This is a genomic window from Pseudomonas sp. ATCC 43928 (assembly GCF_005938665.2).
Taxonomy (GTDB): domain Bacteria; phylum Pseudomonadota; class Gammaproteobacteria; order Pseudomonadales; family Pseudomonadaceae; genus Aquipseudomonas.
Genome location: NZ_CP041753.1, coordinates 1,034,727 through 1,057,673, shown reverse-complemented (window position 1 = coordinate 1,057,673; position 22,947 = coordinate 1,034,727). Strand labels below are relative to the sequence as shown.

Sequence of the window (22,947 nt, the reverse complement as noted above, 5' to 3'; positions counted from 1 at the left end):
GATAACATGCAGGTAAGGACAGAAGGTCGACTCGCCGCGCGTATTGGCGTACACTTCGCTTACCTGCTGGTTACACACAGCAGGTTCGGGGCCGCTTTGGATTCGACGCCGGTTGCGAAACTTTAGGTGCATGCCGACTTGGTAACAGAAGTCGTAAATCCACTGTTGCAACTACTTATAGTTGCCAATGACGAAACCTACGGCCAGGAATTCTCTCTCGCTGCGTAAGCAGCCTTAGATCCTGAGCTTCTGGTACCTTCGGGTCCAGCAATCATCAGGGGATGTCTGTAAACCCAAAGTGATTGTCATATAGAACAGAATCGCCGTGCAGTACGTTGTGGACGAAGCGGCTAAAACTTACACAACTCGCCCAAAGCACCCTGCCCGTCGGGTCGCTGAGGGTTAACTTAATAGACAAGGCTACGCATGTAGTACCGACAGCGGAGTACTGGCGGACGGGGGTTCAATTCCCCCCGGCTCCACCACTTCATCATCTAAAGACGTCCACGGACGTCTTTTTTTGTGCCTGAAATCCAGTGAATACAGAGGGTTCAGCGCTTTTTGGGGCTTTGGAGGATTTCTGAGTTCCAGGCGCTTTGGTATCCCAGGTGGTATCCCGGACTACCAAATGCTATTTTCAGGATACCAAAACGGTGCTGGAGGTAGCCCCTATGCCTACTAACGCAACCCGCCTCTCCGATCGCCAGCTCAAGGCAGTCAAGGCAACTGGTAAAGACTTCGTCCTCAGCGACGGCGATGGCTTGCAGCTTCGAGTACGCGCCAGCGGCTCGATGATGTGGAATTTCAATTACCGCGAGCCGTTGACCAGAAGCCGTATCAACATGGCGCTTGGTCCATACCCCGACCTCTCGCTAGCCAACGCCCGGAAGAAAGCCGCAGAGGCGCGTGAGTTGCTCGCTTTGGGCACTGATCCCAAAACCCAGCGTGATGAGGTAAGGCAAGCCAAACTTGCTGAGAGTGAACACACTTTCGAGAAGGTGGCCACGGCCTGGTTCGAGCTGAAGAAAGACTCCGTAACCAAAGCCTACGCCGAAGATATTTGGAGATCGCTGACGCTTCATGTTTTCCCAAGTATGAAAACAACACCGCTCTCTCAAATCACTGCTCCGATGGTTATCAAGATCCTTCGCCCAATCGAGGCCAAAGGGAGCCTCGAAACCGTGAAACGATTGAGCCAACGACTCAACGAGATCATGACCTACGGGGTCAACTCCGGGCTGATATTTGCGAACCCCCTCAACGGAATTCGGGCGGTGTTCAAGAAACCCAAGAAAGAGAACATGGCTGCGCTACCACCTGAGGAGCTTCCCGAGCTCATGATGGAAATCGCGAACGCCAGCATCAAGCGCACGACCCGCTGCCTGATCGAATGGCAACTGCACACGATGACCCGCCCTGCCGAAGCAGCCACCGCGCGATGGGCAGATATCGACTTCGACAAGCGCATTTGGACCATTCCGCCAGAGCGCATGAAAAAGCGTCGGCCGCACACAATCCCTCTTACTGATCAGGCACTTTCGTTACTGGAGACACTCAAGCAACTCAGCGGTAACAGAGAGTACGTGTTCCCCTCAGATAGAAACCCCCGCACCCATGCCAATAGCCAGACCGCCAACATGGCGTTGAAGCGCATGGGCTTTCAGGACCGTCTAGTCAGCCACGGCCTGCGCTCAATGGCGAGCACCATCCTGAATGAGCATGGCTGGGATCCAGAGCTGATCGAGGTCGCGCTGGCGCATGTCGACAAGGACGAAGTTCGTAGCGCCTACAACCGGGCGGATTACATCGAACGCCGGCGTCCGATGATGGCCTGGTGGAGTGAACATATCCAGAAGGCGGCCACCGGTAGCCTATCGGCATCTGCCATCAATCAAACCAGGGACCGTAACGTGGTGCCGATACGCTGAGCTTCACCGGCAACAATCCATGCCATCCGTGTCGAGAAGCATGGCGACAGAAATGACGACGGTCGATAAATCTCTCGCATGGCTGCGCATCTGGGCCAAGCCCCTGAGTGTGGGAAGGCTCCGCATTCCCACACTCAGGGGCTCACGCTTAAAAGGTCTATCAGGCAACCCCGAATTTCGCTTTCCTGCGGCGGATCAACCCTGCTGTTAATTCGTAGTGGTAGACGGTAGCTGGAGCTGAGCATCGCAGGTAGTGCTCCAGAAACCATCTCACGTGCTTTTCTCTCCAGGACCAGGGAGTCGCGCAACCCCAGCGCTCACGAATCACCTCGTGCATCCTTTCTGCTTGTCTGATGTGCCGCTGCCGCGTGGCATACGCACCTTTGAGCACGGGGCTCAGAAACAACGCCATGTCGAATTCAAACTTCATCACCGACCTCCGATGTAGGCACTCACCACATCGATGCGGTTATGTCCCAACTCATGGCTGATCTGCTGTCGTGCACGCTGATCGAGTTGGCGATCTTCTCGATGAACACGACCGCCATTGACGGGGGCAGGGAAGCCGGTCATTTGCTCATAGCGCTCACAGGCGTAAGCCGCCCGTAGCTCATGAAAACCTTTCAACCCCTGCTCATGCAGGAGGTCCCGTGCCGGTCGCACAACCGCCTGCATAAAGTCTTTGTAGCTTTCGTCGGGCGCCAACAAATTCCGGCTGCCATTGGGTGAAGTCGCGCGGGCCCAATCCAGGGCATCGCGAACTTGATCCGTGACCGTAATCCAACGCGGTGCCGAGGCCCCTGATCGACCACCTTTAGTACCGTCCTGGATGTTGATTTTCCCCAGCTGTTGAGCCTCTCGTTGCAGCCGTGGCAAGTCTGCCAAGATCGCTTCACGCAGGCGCATACCAGTCTCCCGGGCGAGAAGCACAATGGCACTCACCCTCGATTGCTGACGATCTGACAGTGCCCGTGCGATCAACTCAACCTGCGCACGGTCTTGGCCTTGCGGGGCCTCACTACGCACGCTTGAGCGCTGCAAGCCCAGCGCCTTGCTCGGACTGGGGATTTTGACGTACTGATCACCGCGCAGCGCGGCCATCGTTCGGTTCACGCTGGACAGGCGGTTCTGCGCGGTGGCAATGCCGACGTTGCCCTGATCAACCTGCTCGCGCAAATGGAAGGCGTACCGCATAAGGATCTCACGGTCGATCTGTAGCGCGTCGTTGAGTCCCGGTCCTTCATCCGATCGACACCATTGCACGAACGCCCGCCAGCGATCGCTATGGGCTTTGACGGTAGCAAAGTGGCCGTCGCCAAACAGATCTTTCAAGGCTTGCGGTCCGGCATAGCTGAGCTGGCGACCGAAGCCGAAATTGCGCCCAGCTCGCTTACCGACTCGAGCCATTTTTCTGCTCCTGATCGACTACAGCGAGATCATGCAAGAGGGCTCGCCAGTGCGCGCTCACGATGGCGAGTTGAGCCCAATCAGTCGGGCGAAAACACAGCCTGTTTTCGGTGACGTAGAGATCTGCGCCCTCCTCTTTCAACCATTGGATAATGGCTGTCGTCGAGGTGATAGTTCTACGGAGGGTGGCGACACCGGCGACACCGGCGACAACCCTTGTCTTACCTGACTTTGAGCGTGGCGACAAAGTGGCGACACTCGCGGCGACAAACCGCGCTTTCGGCTCCTTTTGGCGTTGAGCTAAGTGGTTGCGCAGTGCCTCATCAAGATTGAACATGGCGCACCTCGAAGGTGTGGCCGTCGGTAACCAGCCAATGATGATCAAGCAATTCGACCAGTAGCTTGGTGGCATGGCGACTGCTCTTACGGGCAAAGCGGGGACCATTGCGATTCAGTTCCCGAATACTGAAGCGCTTCCAATCTTTGACCTGCAGCCAGCGCAGCAGCCGATCCGCCTCCTCCTTAACTCGACACACTGGCTCCTGCTCAGTCAGGCGCTGGATCTCGGTAAGGTAGTAGCCAACCAAAGCCGAGGCCCGTTGGATATGGTCGACCTCCACGACGCTGCTTTCCTCCACCACTGCCAGAATGCCGGCGACGCGCAGCAGGTTATCGGCGGCCTTCGATCCGCTAGGCCGCACGCAGGCCAGCTCGCCAAACTCACCCAACTGGGCTTCGATGGCATCATGCAGATCTATCCAGCGACGGCGGGCCAACGGACTGAGGGTCAGCGGTGATAGCTGCAGAGCACCGTCAGATGTAAGTGACCAGGGCTGATGAAACAGCGCCGAAAGGCGGTGGTGATAGCGCGTTAGGGCAGCGTCATTGGACAAGTCGACAGCCTGGTAGCTGCGTTGTCCGGCCAGGCTAGTGGGCCAGGTCATCAGGCAGCGGCCGAGAATGCCTTGCCCCTGCAGCAACGGGTCACTGAGCAACTGCATGGCTAGATACGGTTGCAGCATCAGGTGCAGGCTCAAGCGTCGGTCGTAGGCTCGCAGGCTTTCGCCAGCCATGGAGCGCGCACGATCAATCGGGCTACCGTCCCAGAGTGACGATAAGGTCGTCACGGCTTTCAAACGATTATCCCTATTCATGGTGCTGCTGCCGAGGAATTGTCCGCCCTCGTCACAGAACAAACCCATGCTGGGCAGGTCATGACAGAGCCCCTTGATCAGGGCCTCGATAGTCGGGTCCGTGGTGATCAGCCTAGGGGCTGAGGGCTCCGCTTCGAGCGGTACGCCGTTTTTGGGGGCGGGATCCGCAGGGTTGATACGCTGCGCCTGTCGCTGTGCGGCGCGGTAGTAGGCAAGCTGTTCGCGGTAGCGCAGCCATTGTTCACGCTCCCATTGCCGTGCTGGCAGCAATGCACATCGGTCTGCGGCGGTCTTGCGATCACCGGACGCGGCCACCGTAATCAGGTACAGCGACAGGGGATAATTTCTCCCGTCGAGCTGTAAGCCCGCATGACCTTGAGTGGCCAGCGCCGAGGCAGCCAAGACCGATTGCGCGGCCAGTGCTTGGGGCACGCCGATGACCTCGGCCATGCGCTCAACCGCAGGCCCAAGAATCCCACCCAGTGCCGGCACCGGATAAGGCTGGGCCACGGGATTCGACTCAATCAGCGGTCGAGGTGGTTGTGGTAGTTCAAGCTTCGGATCTAACTGCTGCATGGGCCCTCTCCTCGTTCATTGCTGGCTGTCCTCACGTAGTCCCGCCACGGCTGTTGAGTGTTATCAGGGATCAAGGCCCCTGCGGCCTGTGAGGTGTTCACTGACGCGGAACGAACGGCTCCTTACGGCCGGGAGCGAGGGCATGAACCCATGAATCTGGCCTCCTTAGACGCATCCGAAAATGCGGGCGGGTGGAGGCTGTGCCGACTGACGAGTTCGACACCTGGAGATCCTGGGTGGGAGAAGGCAAAGACATGGACACCTGGGGCATGCCTGACTGTCAGCCAGGTACAACCTTTCCATGGGCTGCGGCACCGGTGCCTGTGTCGTTGCGGATGGTGACGAATCGAATTTGTCAGGCCGATTGTCACGAGGAGAGTTGCGGCAATGCCGTGTACGGCGTGGCTTGCAGCAGCGGTACGAGCGCCCGTCTCTTTCCAGGAGAAAGAGACGGGCGCGATTGGCGCAGCGAAGTGTGCCAAGAGGTGAGGTTGCTGCAGCGCAGCGAGGTAGGTCCATCGTCTGCCGCAGTGGGCAGAACAGTCGAGTAGGCATCCATCACCCCTGGGGAGTGATCGTGCGAGCCGCCGGACGCTAATCGCACTTCGGGAGAACCACCACGTAAGTGGCGTAGCCTTGAAGGTTTTGGCTACCTGGGCTGGTGCTGTCAACGACAGCGGTCCGTGCGCCAACTTTTATACCCACTCGAAAAGGCGGTCAAGCGTCACGGCCAAAGCGTGCAAAAAGTGGCGACTGTCGCCACTTTTGTCGCCATGCCTCAAGCCCCATTCTGCCTGTGTTGTCGCCGCTGTCGCCGCTGTCGCCACCTCCGTACCCATGGCCCCACGACAAGACCCTCTTTGACACCGCAACTGCACTGCGATCGATAACGGTAGTGAATAGTTTCTGACGGGCAAACGACAGCGTAACGCTAATTAAATTTGAAATAGGAGGGTGGAACGAGGAAGCTTCGAGAAAAAGCGAGTGAACCCTCCGATCGGCGCGATCAAAGATCGCTGGATCGGAGGGTTTGGCGGAAAAAGCAAAGACTCAAACGTCAATTAGCGCCTCAAGCATCGAAACTTGTTGGTCGGGATGCAGCAGCGTCACGAAGGTTGAGCAGCGTCTGCTGCAAACGCAGCAGAAAACCGACCTCGAACGCTTCCTGAAAATCGCCTGGACGATGACGTTTTCGGTTCTGCGCCAGTGCCCACCATAACGGTAATGATGAACCGTCAAGCCAGGTCTCTGCACACCGAACGCCATCCTTGATCGTCGGAGCGAATTCATCGCCCCACGGGGTTTGGATCGCGGGACAGCCTTCAGCGGAGGGGACAGAGACGTACTCACCGGTCTGTTGATGAACGCGCTGAGCAGGGATGCCGGTCAAGTACCGGAACGCCTTGTCGTATAACACGGCGGCATCATCCAGCAGCTCCACTGCCAGCTCAACGTCCTGCGGAAAATGAAGCAGAATACTTTGTGCTCCATTAAGCCGAAGCGTGGCAGCCTGCCGTAGTTTAATCGCGGCATCTTCAGGGGTGAGCGATGCTGTATCGATGGTGTGGGGTTTGGGGAGGCCGATTAGAAGCGAGAGATCAAACATCACGGAATCCTCCGAGATGGATTGAAGTACAAAACAAACGGCCGGGGTGGCGCACGAGCTTAAAAGGGGGACAGGGCATTTTCCTTATCTCCTTGGTTTGATTAAGGAATGCCATCCACCGTTCTGACTCGGCGTAGGGTGGCAAACCGTACGGGGGTCAGAAACCGGAAACCAAGGAACCGGCCAGGCCGAAGCCTGCCCCGCACGGTTCGCCATAGAAAAGCAGCAGCTAGCACTCAAAGTGCTGACTGTGCGGAATGGAAGAAACCGCGCCTTGGTTTTGATTCAGGTTCTGACACCCGGTCACGGGATTGACCGCGACGAAGCAAAGCGTAAATGTGAAGCCGCGACAACACAAGCATGCAGTATCAATAAGCTGCTTATCCGCATAAAAGCTGCCTGCCTGACGCTGACGCTCGCCGATAGTCTGGTGGCTCTAGTGCTTCAGGCCTGCCCCAGCGACTCTTTACTACAAATTCCAGCCACGCTGATAGAATTGGGCAGGTTATACATAACACCCTTCTGAGAAATGATATGAATACGGAATTGACAGAAGACGAGATGCGCCGTGCACTATTCGGTGAGTCTGAGTCCCCTGCGCCGGCAATTAACTCACACGTGCAAGACGTCGTTCCTGATGTCGTGATCGTGCAACCAGTAAAGGCCCCGAAGAAAAAGAAAGCCTCAATAGGCTTCACGCCCAGGCTGAGAGTCACGCTGCGGGTGGGAAATGAATTTGAAGGCAAGATGCACGAGATGGTACATGAGGCCGATACGCTGAGTTCCCTGGTTGCGGAGCAAGAAGCGACTAAGACGGCCAGAAAAAAATTCAGGTTTGTGGAAGTGATATCGGTCAAGTCGATGTAAGTGGGCACTCTCACTTGGCTCGCTGGCACCTGATCGACCGGCTAGTGTCGATTGAGGCCTCAAACCCCATGGATGGTGGTCGTATCGTGGACGGGCTTTAACACTGTCACTCCATCCAAAATCTCGGCGCTTACTCAATTCAATTTCCTCCATTCGCCGCTTCAGTTTGGCGCTGGTGAAATTGCGGTCGCGGTTGTTGACTGCTTTGAATTAACTGCCATCGATAGCGACCAGATTTTCTCCGAACAGTCCCAACTGCTGACACAGCACAACGAACTGGCGACAGATGCCTCGGATGGGCCGGGGGCACCCTCAGACTTTAAACTTATAAGATCTGAGGGTACGGCCGCATGAGGCGTTATTTTTTAAAGTCAGGCGTCATGAAATTTCTAATTTTATCGATAGAGTCTTTTTTCAACAGAAAATTCACGGTATTGGCATTCAAGATGCTCTCGAAAGCTATTCGAGTCTCAGGTTTTCGAGGCTTATGAAATGAGGTTTTAATTTTCTCTAAATAAAAGAAGTTATTCTCATAGTCATCTAACGACTCTATGAAGCTGTCTATTATTTCTAGAAGTATTTCATCCTTTTTATGGAAGGAATATTTCCGACAGAGTAGCTGGACCATTACCAATGTTGCACTGTAATAAGTTTTTATGTTTAGACGATCGTCACTTTTCTTTAGATCTACACGGATTTTTTTTGCGCTGTAGATTCCATTATCAATATCCTCTTCAGTTTTCCCCGCCATTAGTTCGCACTTGGCCATCTGCAACCAATAGTGAGATGTCGCCTTGAAGTCGTTAGACAACTTTGAATATACCTGTCTAATTATGCCGGCTGCGCCGTATTTGTCTGTGGAGAAAATTTCATTTAAGTTGTCGAATTTTATTATTGAATAAGCTGCTTCTCTATGAGTACTGGCAAGTAATTCGCTAGCAAGTTTTGCTGTAAGATCAGATGTCTTTACAACGTCTTTGGCGAATCTCTTTAAAGTATTGATGATCCAGGTTTTTGTATTGCATACTATCTGGTAGCCGATACTTGCTGGTATATCTTCCCGCTCGAATATAGGACTGTGATGCTGAATAAATTTTTCTACGTCGAAATGCCCATTGATGGATAGAATTTGATCTGATCTAGCCTTGTCAAAAAGAATCAAAAGTAAAAGAATAGCAAATACTTCATCCGCAATAGGTTTATCAAATATGTTCGAACTTCCCAATTGACTTTTGTACTCATGATGTATTCTGTATGAGAAGTCTAAAAGGTTTTCAGTTCTACCATTTTCATAGTTGTACCTAGGAAGCCCCAAATTATTTAGGCGCTCATTGAGGTTTTCCGACTCTGCCCTATCAAGCTTGTTGCTTATCTCAAAGTAGTTAAAGTTAGCTCTCTTTGAGGAGAGGATCTCATTTATTTTTTCGGAGTCATTTCTGCTTGTGCAGAATATAAATCTATTGGTGCTTTTTACATGGGCTGACTTTAATATTTCTTGTATGTTTCTTTCCGTGAAGGAGTTATTGTCCAATATGAAAATAGTGTGCTCTTTGGTCTCAGCCAGACTTATGATTTCACTAGAAAACTCATCCAGTGATGATAGAAAATATACATCTAACTCGCTCAGCTCTCTTATTATTTTAGCAAGGAATGTAGTCTTCCCGGAAAATCGCCTGCCGGTTATCAATGTGAATGGTTTTTTAGCTATAGAGTCTCTTTGTTGTGAAAGAAGTGTTCGGTTCACCATGACGTCCGGTAAGTTTATTTCGTTGGTATTGTTGTGCTTCGCTACAACCGGGCCACCGTTGGCTATGAATTTTACGACTTCTTCTTTGTTTCTAGTTAAGTTATTTAAGAATTTTACGTCTTGGAACTTACTATCTATAGTTATGGAACTTAGAGTCTCATGAAAAAAACTGTATATTTCGTCATAGTTGTCAAAATAGAGTACAGTTTTAATTCCGTACTCCTTTAGTTTGAGCTTTTCCTTTAAGTTTGGCTTGCCTTTTTTTACGAAAATTGATTTTTTAAATGTGTGAGCAGTTGAAAGATGTAGCAAGTCCACTTCTGCATCTAAGCTGCACCCTATAAAAATAACTGACCCGTTTACTGCTATGTTAGAGAAGTAAGAGAGCATTCCTTTATTGCTATCAATGCTTTTTGCATATTCTTGCCATGTAAATATAAGGTTTTTTTCTTGATAGTTTAAGTATTCATGGATATCACCGTGAATCTTAAAAAAACATTTTTTCGAGTTCAAATGGTCAATATTTATTTTTTTGTTAGGTAGTACTTTTGAGTAGCCTTCATCGATAACTCTTTCGATCGCATCATCAATGTTGAACGTGAAAATATTCGGCCATGCAAGGTTTAGGAATTTTCTTTTAGATTCGTCTATTTTAACTTTTGTAAATGCAGATTCAAAGTATTTTAGAATCTTGTTTTTGGGGACGATAGTTTCGTCATCTATTATAGAGAATATCGTTTTTAGATCACCAATTTCTGCCAGATCTTCTTGGGAGATGTCGTTTTCGGAGGTGAGCACTATGGTTTTTAATTTTTCAACTAGCGCTTTTGCGTCTGGAACCGTTGTTTTATAAGAGTGACAGCCCAAAGTGAATCCCGCTCCTAGCAACGGAACTAGTTGAGACTTTTTGTAAAGATTTTCTATTCTGCTTTTCGCTTCTTCAGAGTTGAAGTGAATTATTTCTATGCTTTCCAATCTGCACTTCCTTTAGTTTTTCTGTGCATGGGGGTATATTCAGCCTCCATGCGTAACAGGGAAATATAGCCTAATATAGGTTATTGCTAGCCAATTTTCAACATGGGCTTTAGGCGCTTTTTTATATTTATTTATGGTCATTATTTTTCGTGACCGATTGGTTATCTTTTTTTGTAAAAAACGAGCCCAAGCTTCATGTTTTCTTAAGACGCTTACACATCAATAAGGTGGTAAGCGAGTAGTAATATATGGAGGGTATTGGCACTCAACACACTTAATATTTTTTCGCTTCCAACGCTATGCTTCCTCAGACTTCCAACACTGTTGAATCGCGGTCAGTATGATCTTGGCTTGTCTTATATGACGTTGACGAGTCGAGAGTGAACCGGGAAGTACTCCGCTCAGGAAGTACGCCATATCAAAAGGCGGTGTCATTTCCTTCCTCCAGCATAAGCAGAAATCACATCGATACGATTATGCCCAAGCTCAATGCTGAGGCGCTCACGAGCAGCTTGATCGAGTTCGTGATCTTGTCGATAGCAAGGCAGGAGGGCCAGCGATTTGCTCATAGCGTTCACAGGCGTAAGCCGCCCGTAGTTTGTGAAAGCCACTGATATCAACATCGAGCAGTATTTCCCTGGCTGGACGTACCGTTTTTTGTGTGAACTGTACGTAACGTTCATTACGGACCAGCAGGTTATGGCTGCCGGCCGGCGCTTTGAGCCAACAGCAATGTCGCTTTCACTTATTCATTAGCCGCAATCCATCTCGGCGCCGAAGCCCCCGAAGGGCCGCCTTGGGCGCCGTTCTGGATGTTAATGCGACCAAAGTTTTTAGATTCGCGATGCAATCGAGGCAGGTCAGCCAGGATCGCTTCGCGTAGACGCATGCTAGTTTCGCGGGCCAAGTGCACGATGACGATCCCTGATCGCGGAGTGCCTGAGTAATGCGCTCAATCTGCTGTCGATCCTGCCTTTGTGGCGCAACGGAGTGGATCGTCGAGCGCTGCCGCCCTAACGTCTCGCTCGGGCTTGGGATTTTCACATACTGATCATCGCGCATCGCCCGGGGTGCGCAGTCGACGATGGACAATCGCTAATCAAACTTGAAATGGGAGGGCAAACCGAGGCGGCTTCGAGAAAATGCGAGTGAAACCTCCGATCGGCGCGATCAAATATCGCTAGATGGGAAGGTTTGGCGGGAAAAGCAAAATCTCAAACGTCAATTACAGACTCAGGCATCAAAACTGGTTGACTGGGAAGTGACTACCTCACGCTGCATGATCAGCGTCTGCTGTAGCCAACGCATTCCCTTGAAGAGGTTCCATCTCGTATTGAGCATGCTGGTTGCAATCTCTTTCTTGGAGTGCGCCGACAAGCGGCCGGTCGCGCTGGCAACCTGCTGATCGGCGTCAACATTAAGACGCTTGTAGCACTGTATTTGCATACAGTATATTCCATTCAGGCTGGCGTGACATCCCGTGGGAAACACAAACACCAAAAAATGATCAAAAGTGCGCACTTGTGTTGCTTTATGAGTAGAAAAACGTAAGCTAACTGCCGTATTGCATTTTGCCAAGAGTGATCCGCCCATGCCGACCAAAATCTCAGTGCTAGTAGCCGACGATGAGGCCCTCCGATTTGAGGCTTTTTGTAATGAGCGGGGATATAAAAAATCGACTTTAATCGCCCGCTTGATAAAAGAGCATCTCGATAGGGAGCAGTACCCATTTCAAGGCTCTTTACTTATCAATAACACTGATACGCTACGCGCATCGGTTGCAGGAAAAAGAACATGATGCAACTGAAAGAAAAGTCAACACAACGGTCGATAGTATCAACTTGCATAGACTTATTCGCAGGATGCGGTGGCCTCTCGCTTGGACTGAAGGGAGCGGGCTGGGAAGGCGTCTTCGCTATTGAGCGGGATCCTATGGCTTTCGAAACGCTCTCTAATAACTTATTGAAAGACGACGCACCTTATCGCAGCTTTGCAAAGTGGCCGGAGTGGCTGCAAAAAACCAATCAGGATATAGTCACAATCCTAAGCGATGACAAACATCGCGAAAACTTGAGAAAGCTGCGCGGCACTATCACTCTTATGGCGGGAGGGCCGCCATGCCAGGGCTTTAGTGTCGGCGGAAGACGAGATGGGGCTGACGAAAGAAACAACCTCGTTTTCCAAATGTTAGATATGGTGAACCTAGTTCAGCCTAGAGTGGTCTTGATCGAAAACGTCGAAGGCATTGCGAGGAAATTTGTAGCGCGCCCGGGTGAAGAAAAGATGTCGGTTGCAGATGAAGTAATTAACAACTTGACTTCGATGGGTTACGTATCAACTTACCACATCCTAGAGGCTAGACACTTTGGAGTTCCTCAATCACGTCGTAGAGTTGCAATTCTAGGAGTGTTAAATGCAGGTATAAATAGCGACGAATTAAAGTCTGATTTTATAGATTTTCTTGCATCGTCAGCGCTTTCTGTACGTCGAAGCAGGGGACTGCAGCTCTCCGGTGACATTACCGCCGAGGAGGCGATCCATGACTTGCATGGCGGAGAGCTGAAACCATGTCCTGATTCGTTGAAGTTCGAATCCTCTGCTTACACCAAGCCCATTTCAGCCTATGCCAAAGCAATGCGATGTGGAATTAAAACCGGATCAATTCCAAACTCACACCGATTTTCGCTGCATGGAGAAAGAATTAAAGAACTATATGACCTAGCGCACCGCACCCAGAAGCCGGGAAGATTATCAAAAAGCTTTTTACTCGAAAACAACACCAAGAAAGATAAAAAGGTTCTGATCGATCCTGCCGAATTAGTATCAACAATAACAACTCACCCGGACGAGTTTATTCATTACGTTGACTCGCGGAATATAACAGTAAGGGAAATGGCTAGGTTTCAGTCATTTCCAGACAACTTCACTTTTCACGGGCGCTACACGATCAATGGCCCTCGTAGAAAATTTGATGTGGCGAGGTGTTCTCAAGTGGGTAACGCCGTGCCACCATTAATGGCGGAAGCAATAGGGATAGCTATTCTGGGGTTACTTGAAAAGCTGGATTCCCGCTTAGCATCTGCTCCAGCGGAGAAGATTACAGCGCCAGTGACCAAAGACTTGTTTGAAAGCTTAGCGTGCTAATCCGTAAGCTCATATTTAAATTTGCCAACTTCGTTAAGGATGCCCATGTCGCTTTTGTCACTGCTTCAGTCGAGAAGTAAAGCTGATTGTGAACGTTTGAAGGAATCTGCTTTGGCGGAGTTGGCGTCAATATTTCCGGGTACTGAGTGGGGTATTGACGCGCTGTTGAGTTACTACACCCCGGAAAACGTATCAAATTTATGGAACAACGAACTTAGAAAGGGAGTAAAGAGCAAGCTTGAAAATGCCGGTATTGACGAGTCAAGTTATGGGGCATGGCTCGGAGATGTACACTTCATCAATATCAGTATTTATCGGAAAAGCCTGTTTGATAAGTACCGAAGCAATGCAGGATGGCGAATTTCTCTTTTGGCTATTCCAAGAGCAGACAGTATTCTTGTAGGATTAGCTTCTCACTACCAAAACGCACAAAACCATAATAAGCTTGGCGAAGCTTCTAATTTAATTCATGACGTAGCACTAGATGCCGTCTCCATCGAAAAATTCCCCGGCCTAGGTCGCAAAATCACCAGTGCTGATTGGGATCAGGGTGGGTTGATCTCGACACCAATCGACCATATGGTTAATGTTGCAATAAGTCCTGAGTCCATGTATCTAAAGGATATCAGAACTACAACTTTGAAGAAAATTCTCGCGTCGTTCATATCTGTCGCTAGCTTTCCGAGGAATGTGACTGATACTGAATTGAAAAGAGTTCTTAATGAAACTGGCTCTTTGGCCAAGTACCTTTCGTTGAACGTTTATCCGTTTGGCGTGCTGGAAGATTTCGAAGCGTTTCGCGCTCTGGCTTATTTAGATTTAGCGGCCGCAGGGACTAGGATCCAGCTAAGAAAAAAGAGCTCTACCCGTTCTATAGTTAGAGTTTATTATGGACCACCTGGCACAGGAAAAACTCTTTCAGCGGTTGCGGCGGCAGTCAAACTGGTGGAGCCTGCATTCGACGCCAATGGTGACCTCTCAAGATCATTTGAAAAATTCAATTCTCTGACAGAACAGTGCGCGTTCGTGACCTTTCACCCATCCCTGCAATATGAGGACCTCGTAGAATCAATCCGCCCGTCGCTGACCGACTTAAGCGATATTGAAACCGAGGAAGAGGACGGGCTTAACGCTACTCCAAGCCTTGAAGGTGGGGAGTTAAGTTATAAGATTCACGAAGGAATTTTGCTACGGATGATTCGCAGGGCGCTGCGCAACCTTGGAAAAGAATTCGTTTTGGTTATCGACGAAATTAACCGTGGTGATTTAAGCAGAATTTTGGGGCCCCTAATAACGGCGCTCGAAGCAGACAAAAGGTTAGGCGCTGAGTTTCCGATTGGTATCGAACTACAATACCCGCTTGCTGGTGAGCTGGAGTCGAGGTTGTTTATGCCGTCGAATCTACATATTATCGGCACAATGAATTCGTCCGATCGAAACATTGCGCTTGTAGATCATGCTCTCAGAAGAAGATTCGACTTTATCCAGGTTCCACCAGAACCTAACCTGCTGAACAACACGACTGATGCCGACTCTATTGATTGCGCAAAGTTGTTAGCAGTTATCAATTCTAGGATCGAGCACCTCATCGATGCGGATCACTGCATTGGTCATGGATACTTGATTGGCTGCGATACGAACTCAAAGGTTATAGAACGCCTGGCGACAAAAATTATACCTTTGTTGCGTGAGTATTTTTACGGCAACGAGGGATTGATCCTATTGGTACTTGGAGAGGCGACCACCTCAAAGTTCAATATATTTGAGATGATCCGACAAGACACGCAGTACTCGAAAGTATTTAATATCAATCCTAATATCGCGGCGACTTATGGCTATCGTCCACATTCAACCCCTCGCAGTTTGAAACTAGATACAAGATTTTGGAGCGCAGAACGCGCAATTCCGGGTCCTACCGACGAGCATTATGCGGTGCAGAGTGTACTAAAGGTATATCAAGGGATCGCAATTCCAAATGACGTTTTGAGCACCAATAAAGCAGAGCCTTATGAAACCACTTATTCAGTGTGAAGAATGGGCGAAGCTGGAGCTGAACGGGTCATCCTCCCTGCGCACCTATGAAGATTTCAAATTGGTGTTGGAATCATGGAAAGCAAATGTAGGGAAAGACACTTCGGGATATTTTGATATACGATCCGATTTCTTAAGGCCTAAGTTTTGGTCCGGCATACTGGACACTCCTAATTTCACATTGGAAGTTCTTCCAATTGGGATCACGAGTTTAAGCCAAGCCAAACGAAATCGCTTGGACTCCAGCCTATCGGAAATGTTAAGTTCGTCAAAATCTGCGCACTCGATGACAAGTAGCGCTACGTATTTGAGTAGTAGTGCTAGCCGGCATGATGCAGTGCTCGAGGTATTTTGTAACGACCTAAAATTGGCAAGGCGCCGCCAAGTTTTACGACGATATACAACTGTAACTCGAACATCTTCTTCTCCGAAAGGGCGGATATTGTTTCCTGGGCAGTGTTATAACAGCATCCAGAATCCTGGAAGGATACTATCGCAGTGGGTCGAGTTTACAGAAGATGTTCCAGAAAATCGGATATTCAAAGCAGTTCTTCTAAAGTTCAGGCCAAGATGCACCTCCAGCTTGAGGTCACGAATAGATCAACTGTTATCAGAGCTGATATCGGTCAATCTAATTGAACCACATCTGGACTGGCCGTTGATTTCGCTAGATCGATTGCCGGATACTTATCTTTCGCTTTTATCACAAAGCCGAATTCTGTTAGATGATGAAGGAGTAGGGGTTTTTTCAGGGGACAAACGTGCAAACTCTGAAATAATTTTCACATCACGGTTATTCGAGCATTACATGGCGATAGAGATTAGTAGCATCTCCCGTGAGATGGGACTTATGTCAAAAGCGCAAGAGTACGGAAACTATGTTTTCGACGATGTTGGCATCGGCAAGTCTTTCGAAATGATTCCAGACCTTAGGATATGGGATAAGTCTGGGAAAACATATTGCGTGATTGATACCAAGTGGAAATTTCTTAATCACCAAAAACAAGACCTCGACATATCTACAAAGGATATTTACCAGACGCTTGTTTATGGTCTGAGACATAACTGTAGTGATGTCGTATTACTGTACCCTGATGTCACTCAGTTAACTGGCGATACAGGTTACTATGAGCGTAGAACAGCATCTTTGGCGGGCTTTCGGTGCAACGTCCATATAGCCAAAGTCCCTATATTAGGAGAGAACATGGGCATATCTAGGGCGTATCTCAGAGACTTACTGACGAAGATCAAAGACTGATCGATGAAAATAATTTCCTAGGATGAGTTTCGTGGCGCTTGGTTGTAAGAGTAAATCAGCCTGACGCCCCCCAGAATGCGGTGGTCGAATGACCGTCCTCTGTCCGCCGGTGACGGTGTAGAGTCCGCTAATATCTTGGCGGGACAGGCTTCGGGCTTTTAAGGTATTCCAATTGGTATTCCAGCCAAAAATATTTACGACTTTTTATAAGTAAATACAATAAGTTAACCAGGCAGTTCAAATCACCCCGGCTCCACCAATCCGAAAACGACAAAGCCCGCCAAGTGCGGGCTTTGTCGCATCTGGGGTTTGGCAATCGATGGTTCACACATCCCCCTGTGGGAGCGGGCTCCTTTGCTTTGAGTATGCTGAACGGTTCTTGAAATGTAAGCGGCTGGCAAACACATGTGGACCGCGCGTTCAATAGCCATCCGCGCTCGTGAACTGGTTAGGGCATCGGCTATTGCCCGAATCGGCGGCGCGCCAGTTAGACTGCGGTGAGTAATCAGCATTGGAGTTGCGCAATGGCGACTTTTAAGACCCGCAGACTTTTGATAACGCGCCTGTCGTCGGATGATGTCGGTTTTGTGATGACGATGGAGGCCGACCCAGAGGTCATGCGCTACACGACCGGAGTAGTTGCCCCTACCCCTTCTCGACGGAAAGAAGTTCTCGCCTATGTAGATTCTGCACCGCATGAGGGGCCAGGGCATTGGCGTGTGGAGTTACAGGGGAAACCAATTGGCTGGATAAGCCTCACCCCCCTAGAATCCACTGATCGATTTCAACTGGCATACCGTTTCGCTAAAGTCTTTTGGGGTAATGGATACGCTACAGAGGCTGGTGCGGCAATTCTCGATTATGCACGTGAGGTGCTAGGTCTTTCAGAGTGTGTTGCTCTCGTCTGGCCCGATAACAATGCTTCTACTCATGTTTTATCTAAGTTGCGGTTTCAGTATGAAGGCTCTTCCGTGTACTACGGTAATGACGTGAATGTCTTTGTCCGTGCGCTGGATGTATAGGCTTCGGATGAAGCTGCCTTGGGCTCATCGACGGTATCCAGACACTCATCGGCACCCTGCCCTGCGTCGCCACCATCGAACGCCACGACGGATCCAAAACGCCCTTCCAGAAGCTGCCCCCCGCTCCAGACGACGACAACCTGATCCAGACCGACCGCGTCTTTATCAAGCACGGTTACGCACCATCGTCTGAGACCATCGAGTATTTGAAAAGCCTGGGGGTGGATCGGGTTAAAGGCCCTTTTCTCTTCCTACCGGGATGACTCTATTTTTGAGCATCCGGAGGCGATGGCTTTGGTGCCATGTCCAAGTATTGGGCAACTGGTCGGATCGGTGATACGTGCGGCTGGCTTTGCCATGCATGACTCCCTGTCAGCGGTATCAACGATGGTCGACCTTAGCAGATTTGTTCTGGCAACAGGCTCATCTTCAGCTCGTCCATTTAACGCAAGCGTTCAGCGATTACGCATTCCCAGTTTGCAACTGTTAGCGTCGTTGGTCGGTCCCGCTATCATGCAGGGCATAGATCACGAATGTAGATAACGCCATGCCAAGATTGTCATTCGCCATCAGAATTTTGTTCGCATGCTGCCTTTTCATCGCAACTGCTAATCACATCCGTGCAGACGTTTCGCATGGATTGCTCTGGGACTACGGATACGGGGATAGCGCTTACTTGGCCAGCCGCATTTTCTGGGGGGCGCTTACGTTTTTTGACCCGCTTGCAGCACTGCTACTTTTCATCAAGCCAAGAGCCGGAATCGTGCTTACGTTAGCGATTATTTTGGTCGACGTGACCCATAACACTTTATACGTCGCGTTGAATCAACAATGGCTGGAGCCGTTTTACCTGTCCCAGGTAGCTTTCCTTGCCACAGTATTCCTACTCTCACCCATCGCTTGGAATGGCCCTATTCGGGACGGAGCGCTCACCAATCCAGTCCGACTGTAACTAGCTCCATTTATGAGATAGAAGCTCTTCGATCTCACTCGCCCGCAGCGTCGGTCCACACCTGCCTGACAGGCTCATACACACCATCCTAGGAAATTTCCCGCAACCCGTAGCGGCTTCCATGAACTGGCGAACAACATTTCTGGAAGATAGTCTTCCCTCTTCGCTGCAACCCGGCGGACGGTTTTGACAGGCCGAAAAGCGTAGGAATCCCTAACCTTTCGGAGCTCCTCCATGAAAAAGACCAACCCACTTGAAAACCCAACCCTTTCAGAGTCGGAAGACCTAGACCTGACTCAAGCCACCCAACGCGCCGTCAGCGCCCGCTTGCGCAACCCGAAACAGCCCGACCCCGTGAGCCAAGTGTTCACCATCCTCCCCGACGTCGACACCCCCACCCTGCTCGGTCACGCCAGTGAAACCCTGGCCTCCTTGAACGTCATGACCACCGACCTGGCCGACCATCTCGAAGGCTCGCATCGCAATGTGGCATTGGCGATGCAGCAACTGGCCGTGCTGGCCGAGATGTTGATCAATCGAGCGCTGGATAACCTCGATTCGCCCACGCCGGCGATCGCGCCCGTCTGCCACTGAGTGATCGCGCTCGTTGATCGAATGGAGGTTTTGTCATGGATCGATACATGCCGATCACCGGCATCGACTGCACTATCGCGTCGCTGCTGATCGACACCGAAGCGCCGCTGGATGTGCTGCATGAAACGGCAGCCTACCGCATCCGCACGGCGACTCAATTGCTGGAGAGCTTCGCTGTAAGTGAAGGCGTTCACAGTGAGCTGGCGCGGGTGTTGGTGACTTCGTTGCGTGATGGTTGCGATTTGCTGGATGTGGTGGGGCGGCGGTTGCAGCGGCAGGTTTCAGCGTCTTAACGTATCCGGCATAGGGCATCGTTGCCGCGCCCCAACGCAAAAAGGCACCTGACGAGAATATCGCAGGTGCCTTTTTTGTGGATTCGATTCAATGCGCTATCGATGCATGACGAGTATCGTGTTTCTCAATCATGCCTTTTGCTACGGAACAGATGATGAACAAAAGCGTTATATACGCCTTGGGTGCTGCAGCGCTGTTTGGTGCCAGTACACCGCTTGCCAAGGTCCTGGGGCTGAACGTTTCACCCGTCTTGCTCGCCGGTTTGCTTTACCTGGGAAGTGGCTTGGGTCTCACGGTTACCCGGCTGATCCGCGATCGCGGCTGGCAGCCTGTCGGTTTAACCATTTCAGAATGGCCATGGCTCATTGGTGCTATCGCGTTCGGCGGCGTGTTGGGGCCGGTGTCTTTAATGTTTGGCCTTACCCTCACATCAGCTACCACTGCTTCGCTGTTGCTAAACCTTGAGGCGGTATTGACCGCCCTGCTTGCCTGGATGGTGTTCAAGGAGAACGCCGACCGGCGGATCGTCGCTGGAATGATCGCAATCGTTGCCGGTGGCGTGCTCTTGGGTTGGCCTCAGACTTCCGCAGGGATCCACGGCTGGGTTGGCCCGGTCGCCGTGGTGATTGCCTGTTTTTGTTGGGCCATCGATAACAACCTTACCCGGAAGGTTTCCGCATCGGATGCATTGTTTATCGCTGGCATCAAAGGATTGGTCGCCGGGGTCGTCAACTGCGCTTTGGGGATTGCTCTTGGCATGCATCTCCCTGAATTGTCTCTATTGGGGCCAACGCTACTGGTAGGCTTTTTGGGCTACGGCGTTAGCCTGGTGCTGTTCGTTTTGGCTTTGCGGGGGCTTGGCACCGCGCGCACAGGTGCGTACTTCTCTACTGCACCGTTCCTGGGGGCCGCTATTTCGATCCTGTTGTTAGGCGAAGCGGTGACGTGGGTGTTTTGGGTGGCCGCAGGCCTGATGGGGGTTGGCGTCTGGATACACCTGACCGAGAGCCACTCTCACGAGCACCAACACGATCCGCAAACACATGACCATCCGCATATTCACGATGCGCACCATCAACATGAACATGCCTTTGAGTGGGACGGCACTGAACCTCATAGCCATTTACACGACCACGCTCCCATTAAGCACAGTCATCCGCACTTTCCCGATATCCATCACAGGCACCAACACTGAGCGACTGAGACGGCGCGGCAGTTGCTCAGGGTCAACAGTAGTGGAAAAGGATTTCTCTGACAGATTAGAACCACGTCATCCTGGGAATTTTCCTGCAACCCGTAGCGACTGCCATGAACTGGTGAACAACATTTCTGAAAGATAGTCTTCACCCTTCGCTGCGACCCTGCGGATGGTTTTAACAAGCCGAAATTACGTAAGGATCCCTAAACCAATGGAACGCCCTTATGAAAAAGATCACCCGAATCCCACTGAAAAATCCGGCCACTTCACAACCTGAAACCCTCGACCCGACCCAACAGCCCAAAACCACCGAACGCTCCGTCAGTGCCCGCCGGCGCAACCTGAACAGGAACATCTTCAGCGTCCGCCCCGACGTCGACATGCCCACCCTGCTCGCTCACGCCAGCGAAACCCTGGCGTCCCTCAACGTCATGACGCTGGACTTTGCCGACCGACTCGAAGGCCCGCAGCGCAATGTGGCACTGGCGCTTCAGCAGTTGACGATGCTGACTGAGCTTTTGGTCAACCGAGCGAAGGATAACCTTGATCCGAACGCGTCGGTGGCCGCGGGAGAGCCTCCCGTTCTTCACTGAGTGATCGCGCTCGTTGATCGAATGGAGTCTTTACCGCTCCCCCAACACAAAAAGGCACCTGACGAGAATATCGCAGGTGCCTTTTTGGGCTTTGAATGGGTAGAGATGTTCTGTATGCGTGACAATTGAAGCTGAATGTTACTTATACGAGACAATGCAGTGTCAGACGACTCAACACTAGGTTTCATAATCTGCAACTTACTGTCGACTCAATAGACGACAGAGTAGCCACGTTTTCGCCCAAGCGACTTACAGGACAGGGTTTTCAGAAATTTCCTGCAAGCCGTGACGACTCCGAGCTGATTGTGTAGCTCACGCTTCAAACCTACTCTGCCCAAACAAAACAGCGGTTCGTCCCCGACCAGTTGCTTGAGTTCACCCTTACGACCAGAATCCATCCATCGGATCACCTGCTGACAAGGAGGCCAACATGCAAAACATTAAGCTACCTAGCCGCCTTGTCGGCATTGGCTTGTACACCCCAGCAGAAGCTTCGCTCTACACCGGGATTTCAGCTACCGATATACGCCGCTGGTTATTCGGGTACACCGCCCACGGTGTTCAACATCCGGGGCTTTGGGACTCAGAGCTGTCTGATGTGAACGAGTGCGTTCTAGGTTTTCATGACTTACTGGAAATTCGTTTCGTTCATGCTTTTCGCCAACACGGCGTAAGCCTGCAAGCCATCCGTAGTGCCTCGCAGCAAGCAAAAGAGTTGTTTAACCAAGCGTACCCATTCACCTGCAAACGCTTTCAAACCGACGGACGAAGCATCTTCGCCACGGTGATGGGTGAAACAGGGGATGAGGCACTTCTGGACTTGATCAAGCGACAGTATGCATTCGAACAAGTCATCAAACCTTCGCTCTATGAAGGTATCGACTACACAGGATCAGGCTCAGCGCAGCGCTGGTATCCGGTCAAACGCAGCAAAGCCATCGTTCTCGACCCCTCTCGAAACTTTGGAAAACCTGTCCTGTCAGGTACGGGAATTGACACAGCAGCCATTTTTAGCGCCTACAGAGCTGAAGGCAGAGACGTCAAACGTGTAGCCCGCCTCTATGAAATACCTATTGCTGCAGTTGAGGCAGCGGTCAGTTTTGAGCAAAGGAATGCGGCTTGAAGTTCCTATTGGATAACAATCTTCCCCCTGCGTTGGCCCGAGCCTTGAACGAACTGACTAAAGCTGAGGGCCATTCGGTACTGTCTTTAAGGGATAAATTTCCGCAAAGCACCGCTGATGTGGCATGGATATCAGTGCTGAGAGAAGAAGGTGGATGGGCTGTCATCTCTCAAGACAAATTCACAAAAGGTGATATTGAAAAGAGAGCGTTCCGCGAGTGCGGACTGCCGGTCTTCTGTTTGGCCAAGCATTGGGGAAACGAGTCTTATTGGAACAAAGCGCATAACCTGGTGCGATGGTGGCCGTCGATCATGAGTCAGGCACATCTGAATGGAGGTGGCGCTGCGTTCCGCGTACCGTGGAAATGTCCGGCGCACGGAAAATTTGATCAAATAAAAATATAAACCCCGAACCGTGACAGGGCTTCTTTTCATTCATACCTTTGGTGAAGCTACGAGCGACTGAAGCCATCCATCCA

At 50.8% G+C, this 22,947-nt stretch carries 20 protein-coding genes, 1 other RNA gene and 3 pseudogenes; 15 read left to right on the top strand and 9 right to left on the bottom strand.

Annotated features, from left to right (window positions below; all coding sequences use genetic code 11):
- Positions 1-87 precede the first annotated feature (87 nt).
- Positions 88-485, top strand: a transfer-messenger RNA (tmRNA) gene (ssrA, locus tag FFH90_RS04755).
- A 186-nt stretch (positions 486-671) separates the two neighbouring features.
- A complete protein-coding gene (locus FFH90_RS04750) occupies positions 672-1,928 on the top strand; it encodes an integrase domain-containing protein (RefSeq protein WP_138866765.1) in 1,257 nt (418 codons plus the stop codon).
- Positions 1,929-2,088: 160 nt separating this feature from the next.
- Here FFH90_RS04750 and FFH90_RS04745 read toward each other — a convergent pair whose 3' ends face one another.
- From FFH90_RS04745 to FFH90_RS04720, 5 genes are all read right to left on the bottom strand, one after another.
- Positions 2,089-2,358, bottom strand: a complete 270-nt coding sequence (locus FFH90_RS04745; protein ID WP_138866764.1) for a hypothetical protein — start codon at positions 2,356-2,358, stop codon at positions 2,089-2,091.
- Entirely contained in the window at positions 2,358-3,335 is a 978-nt protein-coding gene (locus FFH90_RS04740) for an integrase domain-containing protein (RefSeq protein WP_138866763.1), read from the bottom strand. The genes FFH90_RS04745 and FFH90_RS04740 overlap by 1 nt, the downstream gene beginning before the upstream one ends.
- Complete coding sequence (locus FFH90_RS04735) at positions 3,319-3,672, bottom strand: hypothetical protein (protein WP_138866762.1); 354 nt, start codon at positions 3,670-3,672, stop codon at positions 3,319-3,321. Before FFH90_RS04735 ends, FFH90_RS04740 begins: the two co-directional genes overlap by 17 nt.
- Positions 3,659-5,065: a YfjI family protein gene (locus FFH90_RS04730; RefSeq protein WP_138866761.1), complete on the bottom strand. Its 1,407-nt coding sequence runs from the start codon at positions 5,063-5,065 to the stop codon at positions 3,659-3,661. The genes FFH90_RS04735 and FFH90_RS04730 overlap by 14 nt, the downstream gene beginning before the upstream one ends.
- 1,069 nt (positions 5,066-6,134) lie before the next feature.
- Positions 6,135-6,671 carry a LasR-specific antiactivator QslA gene (locus FFH90_RS04720; protein ID WP_138866760.1) on the bottom strand — a complete coding sequence of 179 codons (537 nt, stop codon included), beginning with the start codon at positions 6,669-6,671 and terminating at the stop codon, positions 6,135-6,137.
- Positions 6,672-7,205: 534 nt separating this feature from the next.
- Here FFH90_RS04720 and FFH90_RS04715 point away from each other — a divergent pair.
- Positions 7,206-7,538 carry a hypothetical protein gene (locus FFH90_RS04715; RefSeq protein WP_138866759.1) on the top strand — a complete coding sequence of 111 codons (333 nt, stop codon included), beginning with the start codon at positions 7,206-7,208 and terminating at the stop codon, positions 7,536-7,538.
- A 132-nt stretch (positions 7,539-7,670) separates the two neighbouring features.
- On the opposite strand, the pseudogene FFH90_RS04710 reads toward FFH90_RS04715, so the two are convergent.
- The 4 genes and pseudogenes from FFH90_RS04710 to FFH90_RS04690 form a co-directional block, all read right to left on the bottom strand.
- Positions 7,671-7,841, bottom strand: a pseudogene (locus FFH90_RS04710) (IS5/IS1182 family transposase); the annotation flags it as partial.
- A 55-nt stretch (positions 7,842-7,896) separates the two neighbouring features.
- Positions 7,897-10,260 carry an AVAST type 5 anti-phage protein Avs5 gene (gene avs5 / locus FFH90_RS04705; protein WP_138866758.1) on the bottom strand — a complete coding sequence of 788 codons (2,364 nt, stop codon included), beginning with the start codon at positions 10,258-10,260 and terminating at the stop codon, positions 7,897-7,899.
- 431 nt (positions 10,261-10,691) lie between these two features.
- Positions 10,692-11,355 (bottom strand): annotated as a pseudogene (locus FFH90_RS30215) (integrase); the annotation flags it as partial.
- Between the two features lie 138 nt (positions 11,356-11,493).
- On the bottom strand, positions 11,494-11,706 hold the full coding sequence (locus FFH90_RS04690; RefSeq protein WP_138866757.1) for a hypothetical protein: 213 nt from the start codon (positions 11,704-11,706) through the stop codon (positions 11,494-11,496).
- Positions 11,707-11,851: 145 nt separating this feature from the next.
- On the opposite strand from FFH90_RS04690, the gene FFH90_RS04685 reads away from it, so the two are divergent.
- The 12 genes and pseudogenes from FFH90_RS04685 to FFH90_RS04625 all read left to right on the top strand — a co-directional run bounded on the left by FFH90_RS04685 (position 11,852) and on the right by FFH90_RS04625 (position 22,873).
- Complete coding sequence (locus FFH90_RS04685) at positions 11,852-12,058, top strand: hypothetical protein (RefSeq protein ID WP_138866756.1); 207 nt, start codon at positions 11,852-11,854, stop codon at positions 12,056-12,058.
- A complete protein-coding gene (locus FFH90_RS04680) occupies positions 12,055-13,404 on the top strand; it encodes a DNA cytosine methyltransferase (RefSeq protein WP_218573881.1) in 1,350 nt (449 codons plus the stop codon). Before FFH90_RS04685 ends, FFH90_RS04680 begins: the two co-directional genes overlap by 4 nt.
- Before the next feature lie 45 nt (positions 13,405-13,449).
- Entirely contained in the window at positions 13,450-15,435 is a 1,986-nt protein-coding gene (locus tag FFH90_RS04675) for an McrB family protein (protein WP_168206154.1), read from the top strand.
- Positions 15,413-16,693 (top strand): McrC family protein, encoded by a 1,281-nt coding sequence (locus tag FFH90_RS04670; RefSeq protein WP_138866754.1) that lies wholly within the window; start codon positions 15,413-15,415, stop codon positions 16,691-16,693. The genes FFH90_RS04675 and FFH90_RS04670 overlap by 23 nt, the downstream gene beginning before the upstream one ends.
- 524 nt (positions 16,694-17,217) lie before the next feature.
- The gene (locus FFH90_RS04665; protein WP_138866753.1) at positions 17,218-17,715 is read left to right on the top strand and encodes a GNAT family N-acetyltransferase; all 498 of its coding nucleotides are present in this window, start codon (positions 17,218-17,220) and stop codon (positions 17,713-17,715) included.
- 26 nt (positions 17,716-17,741) lie between these two features.
- Positions 17,742-17,948 (top strand): annotated as a pseudogene (locus FFH90_RS30210) (hydrolase); the annotation flags it as partial.
- Between the two features lie 953 nt (positions 17,949-18,901).
- Positions 18,902-19,261, top strand: a complete 360-nt coding sequence (locus FFH90_RS04650) for a DUF6124 family protein (protein WP_138866752.1) — start codon at positions 18,902-18,904, stop codon at positions 19,259-19,261.
- 35 nt (positions 19,262-19,296) lie between these two features.
- A complete protein-coding gene (locus FFH90_RS04645; RefSeq protein WP_018929441.1) occupies positions 19,297-19,554 on the top strand; it encodes a hypothetical protein in 258 nt (85 codons plus the stop codon).
- A gap of 155 nt (positions 19,555-19,709) precedes the next feature.
- Complete coding sequence (locus FFH90_RS04640) at positions 19,710-20,750, top strand: DMT family transporter (RefSeq protein ID WP_138866751.1); 1,041 nt, start codon at positions 19,710-19,712, stop codon at positions 20,748-20,750.
- 227 nt (positions 20,751-20,977) lie between these two features.
- A complete protein-coding gene (locus FFH90_RS04635) occupies positions 20,978-21,346 on the top strand; it encodes a DUF6124 family protein (RefSeq protein WP_018929439.1) in 369 nt (122 codons plus the stop codon).
- Positions 21,347-21,776: 430 nt separating this feature from the next.
- Positions 21,777-22,469 (top strand): DUF433 domain-containing protein, encoded by a 693-nt coding sequence (locus FFH90_RS04630; protein WP_018929438.1) that lies wholly within the window; start codon positions 21,777-21,779, stop codon positions 22,467-22,469.
- Positions 22,466-22,873 (top strand): hypothetical protein, encoded by a 408-nt coding sequence (locus FFH90_RS04625; protein ID WP_018929437.1) that lies wholly within the window; start codon positions 22,466-22,468, stop codon positions 22,871-22,873. Before FFH90_RS04630 ends, FFH90_RS04625 begins: the two co-directional genes overlap by 4 nt.
- The last annotated feature ends 74 nt before the right edge of the window (positions 22,874-22,947 follow it).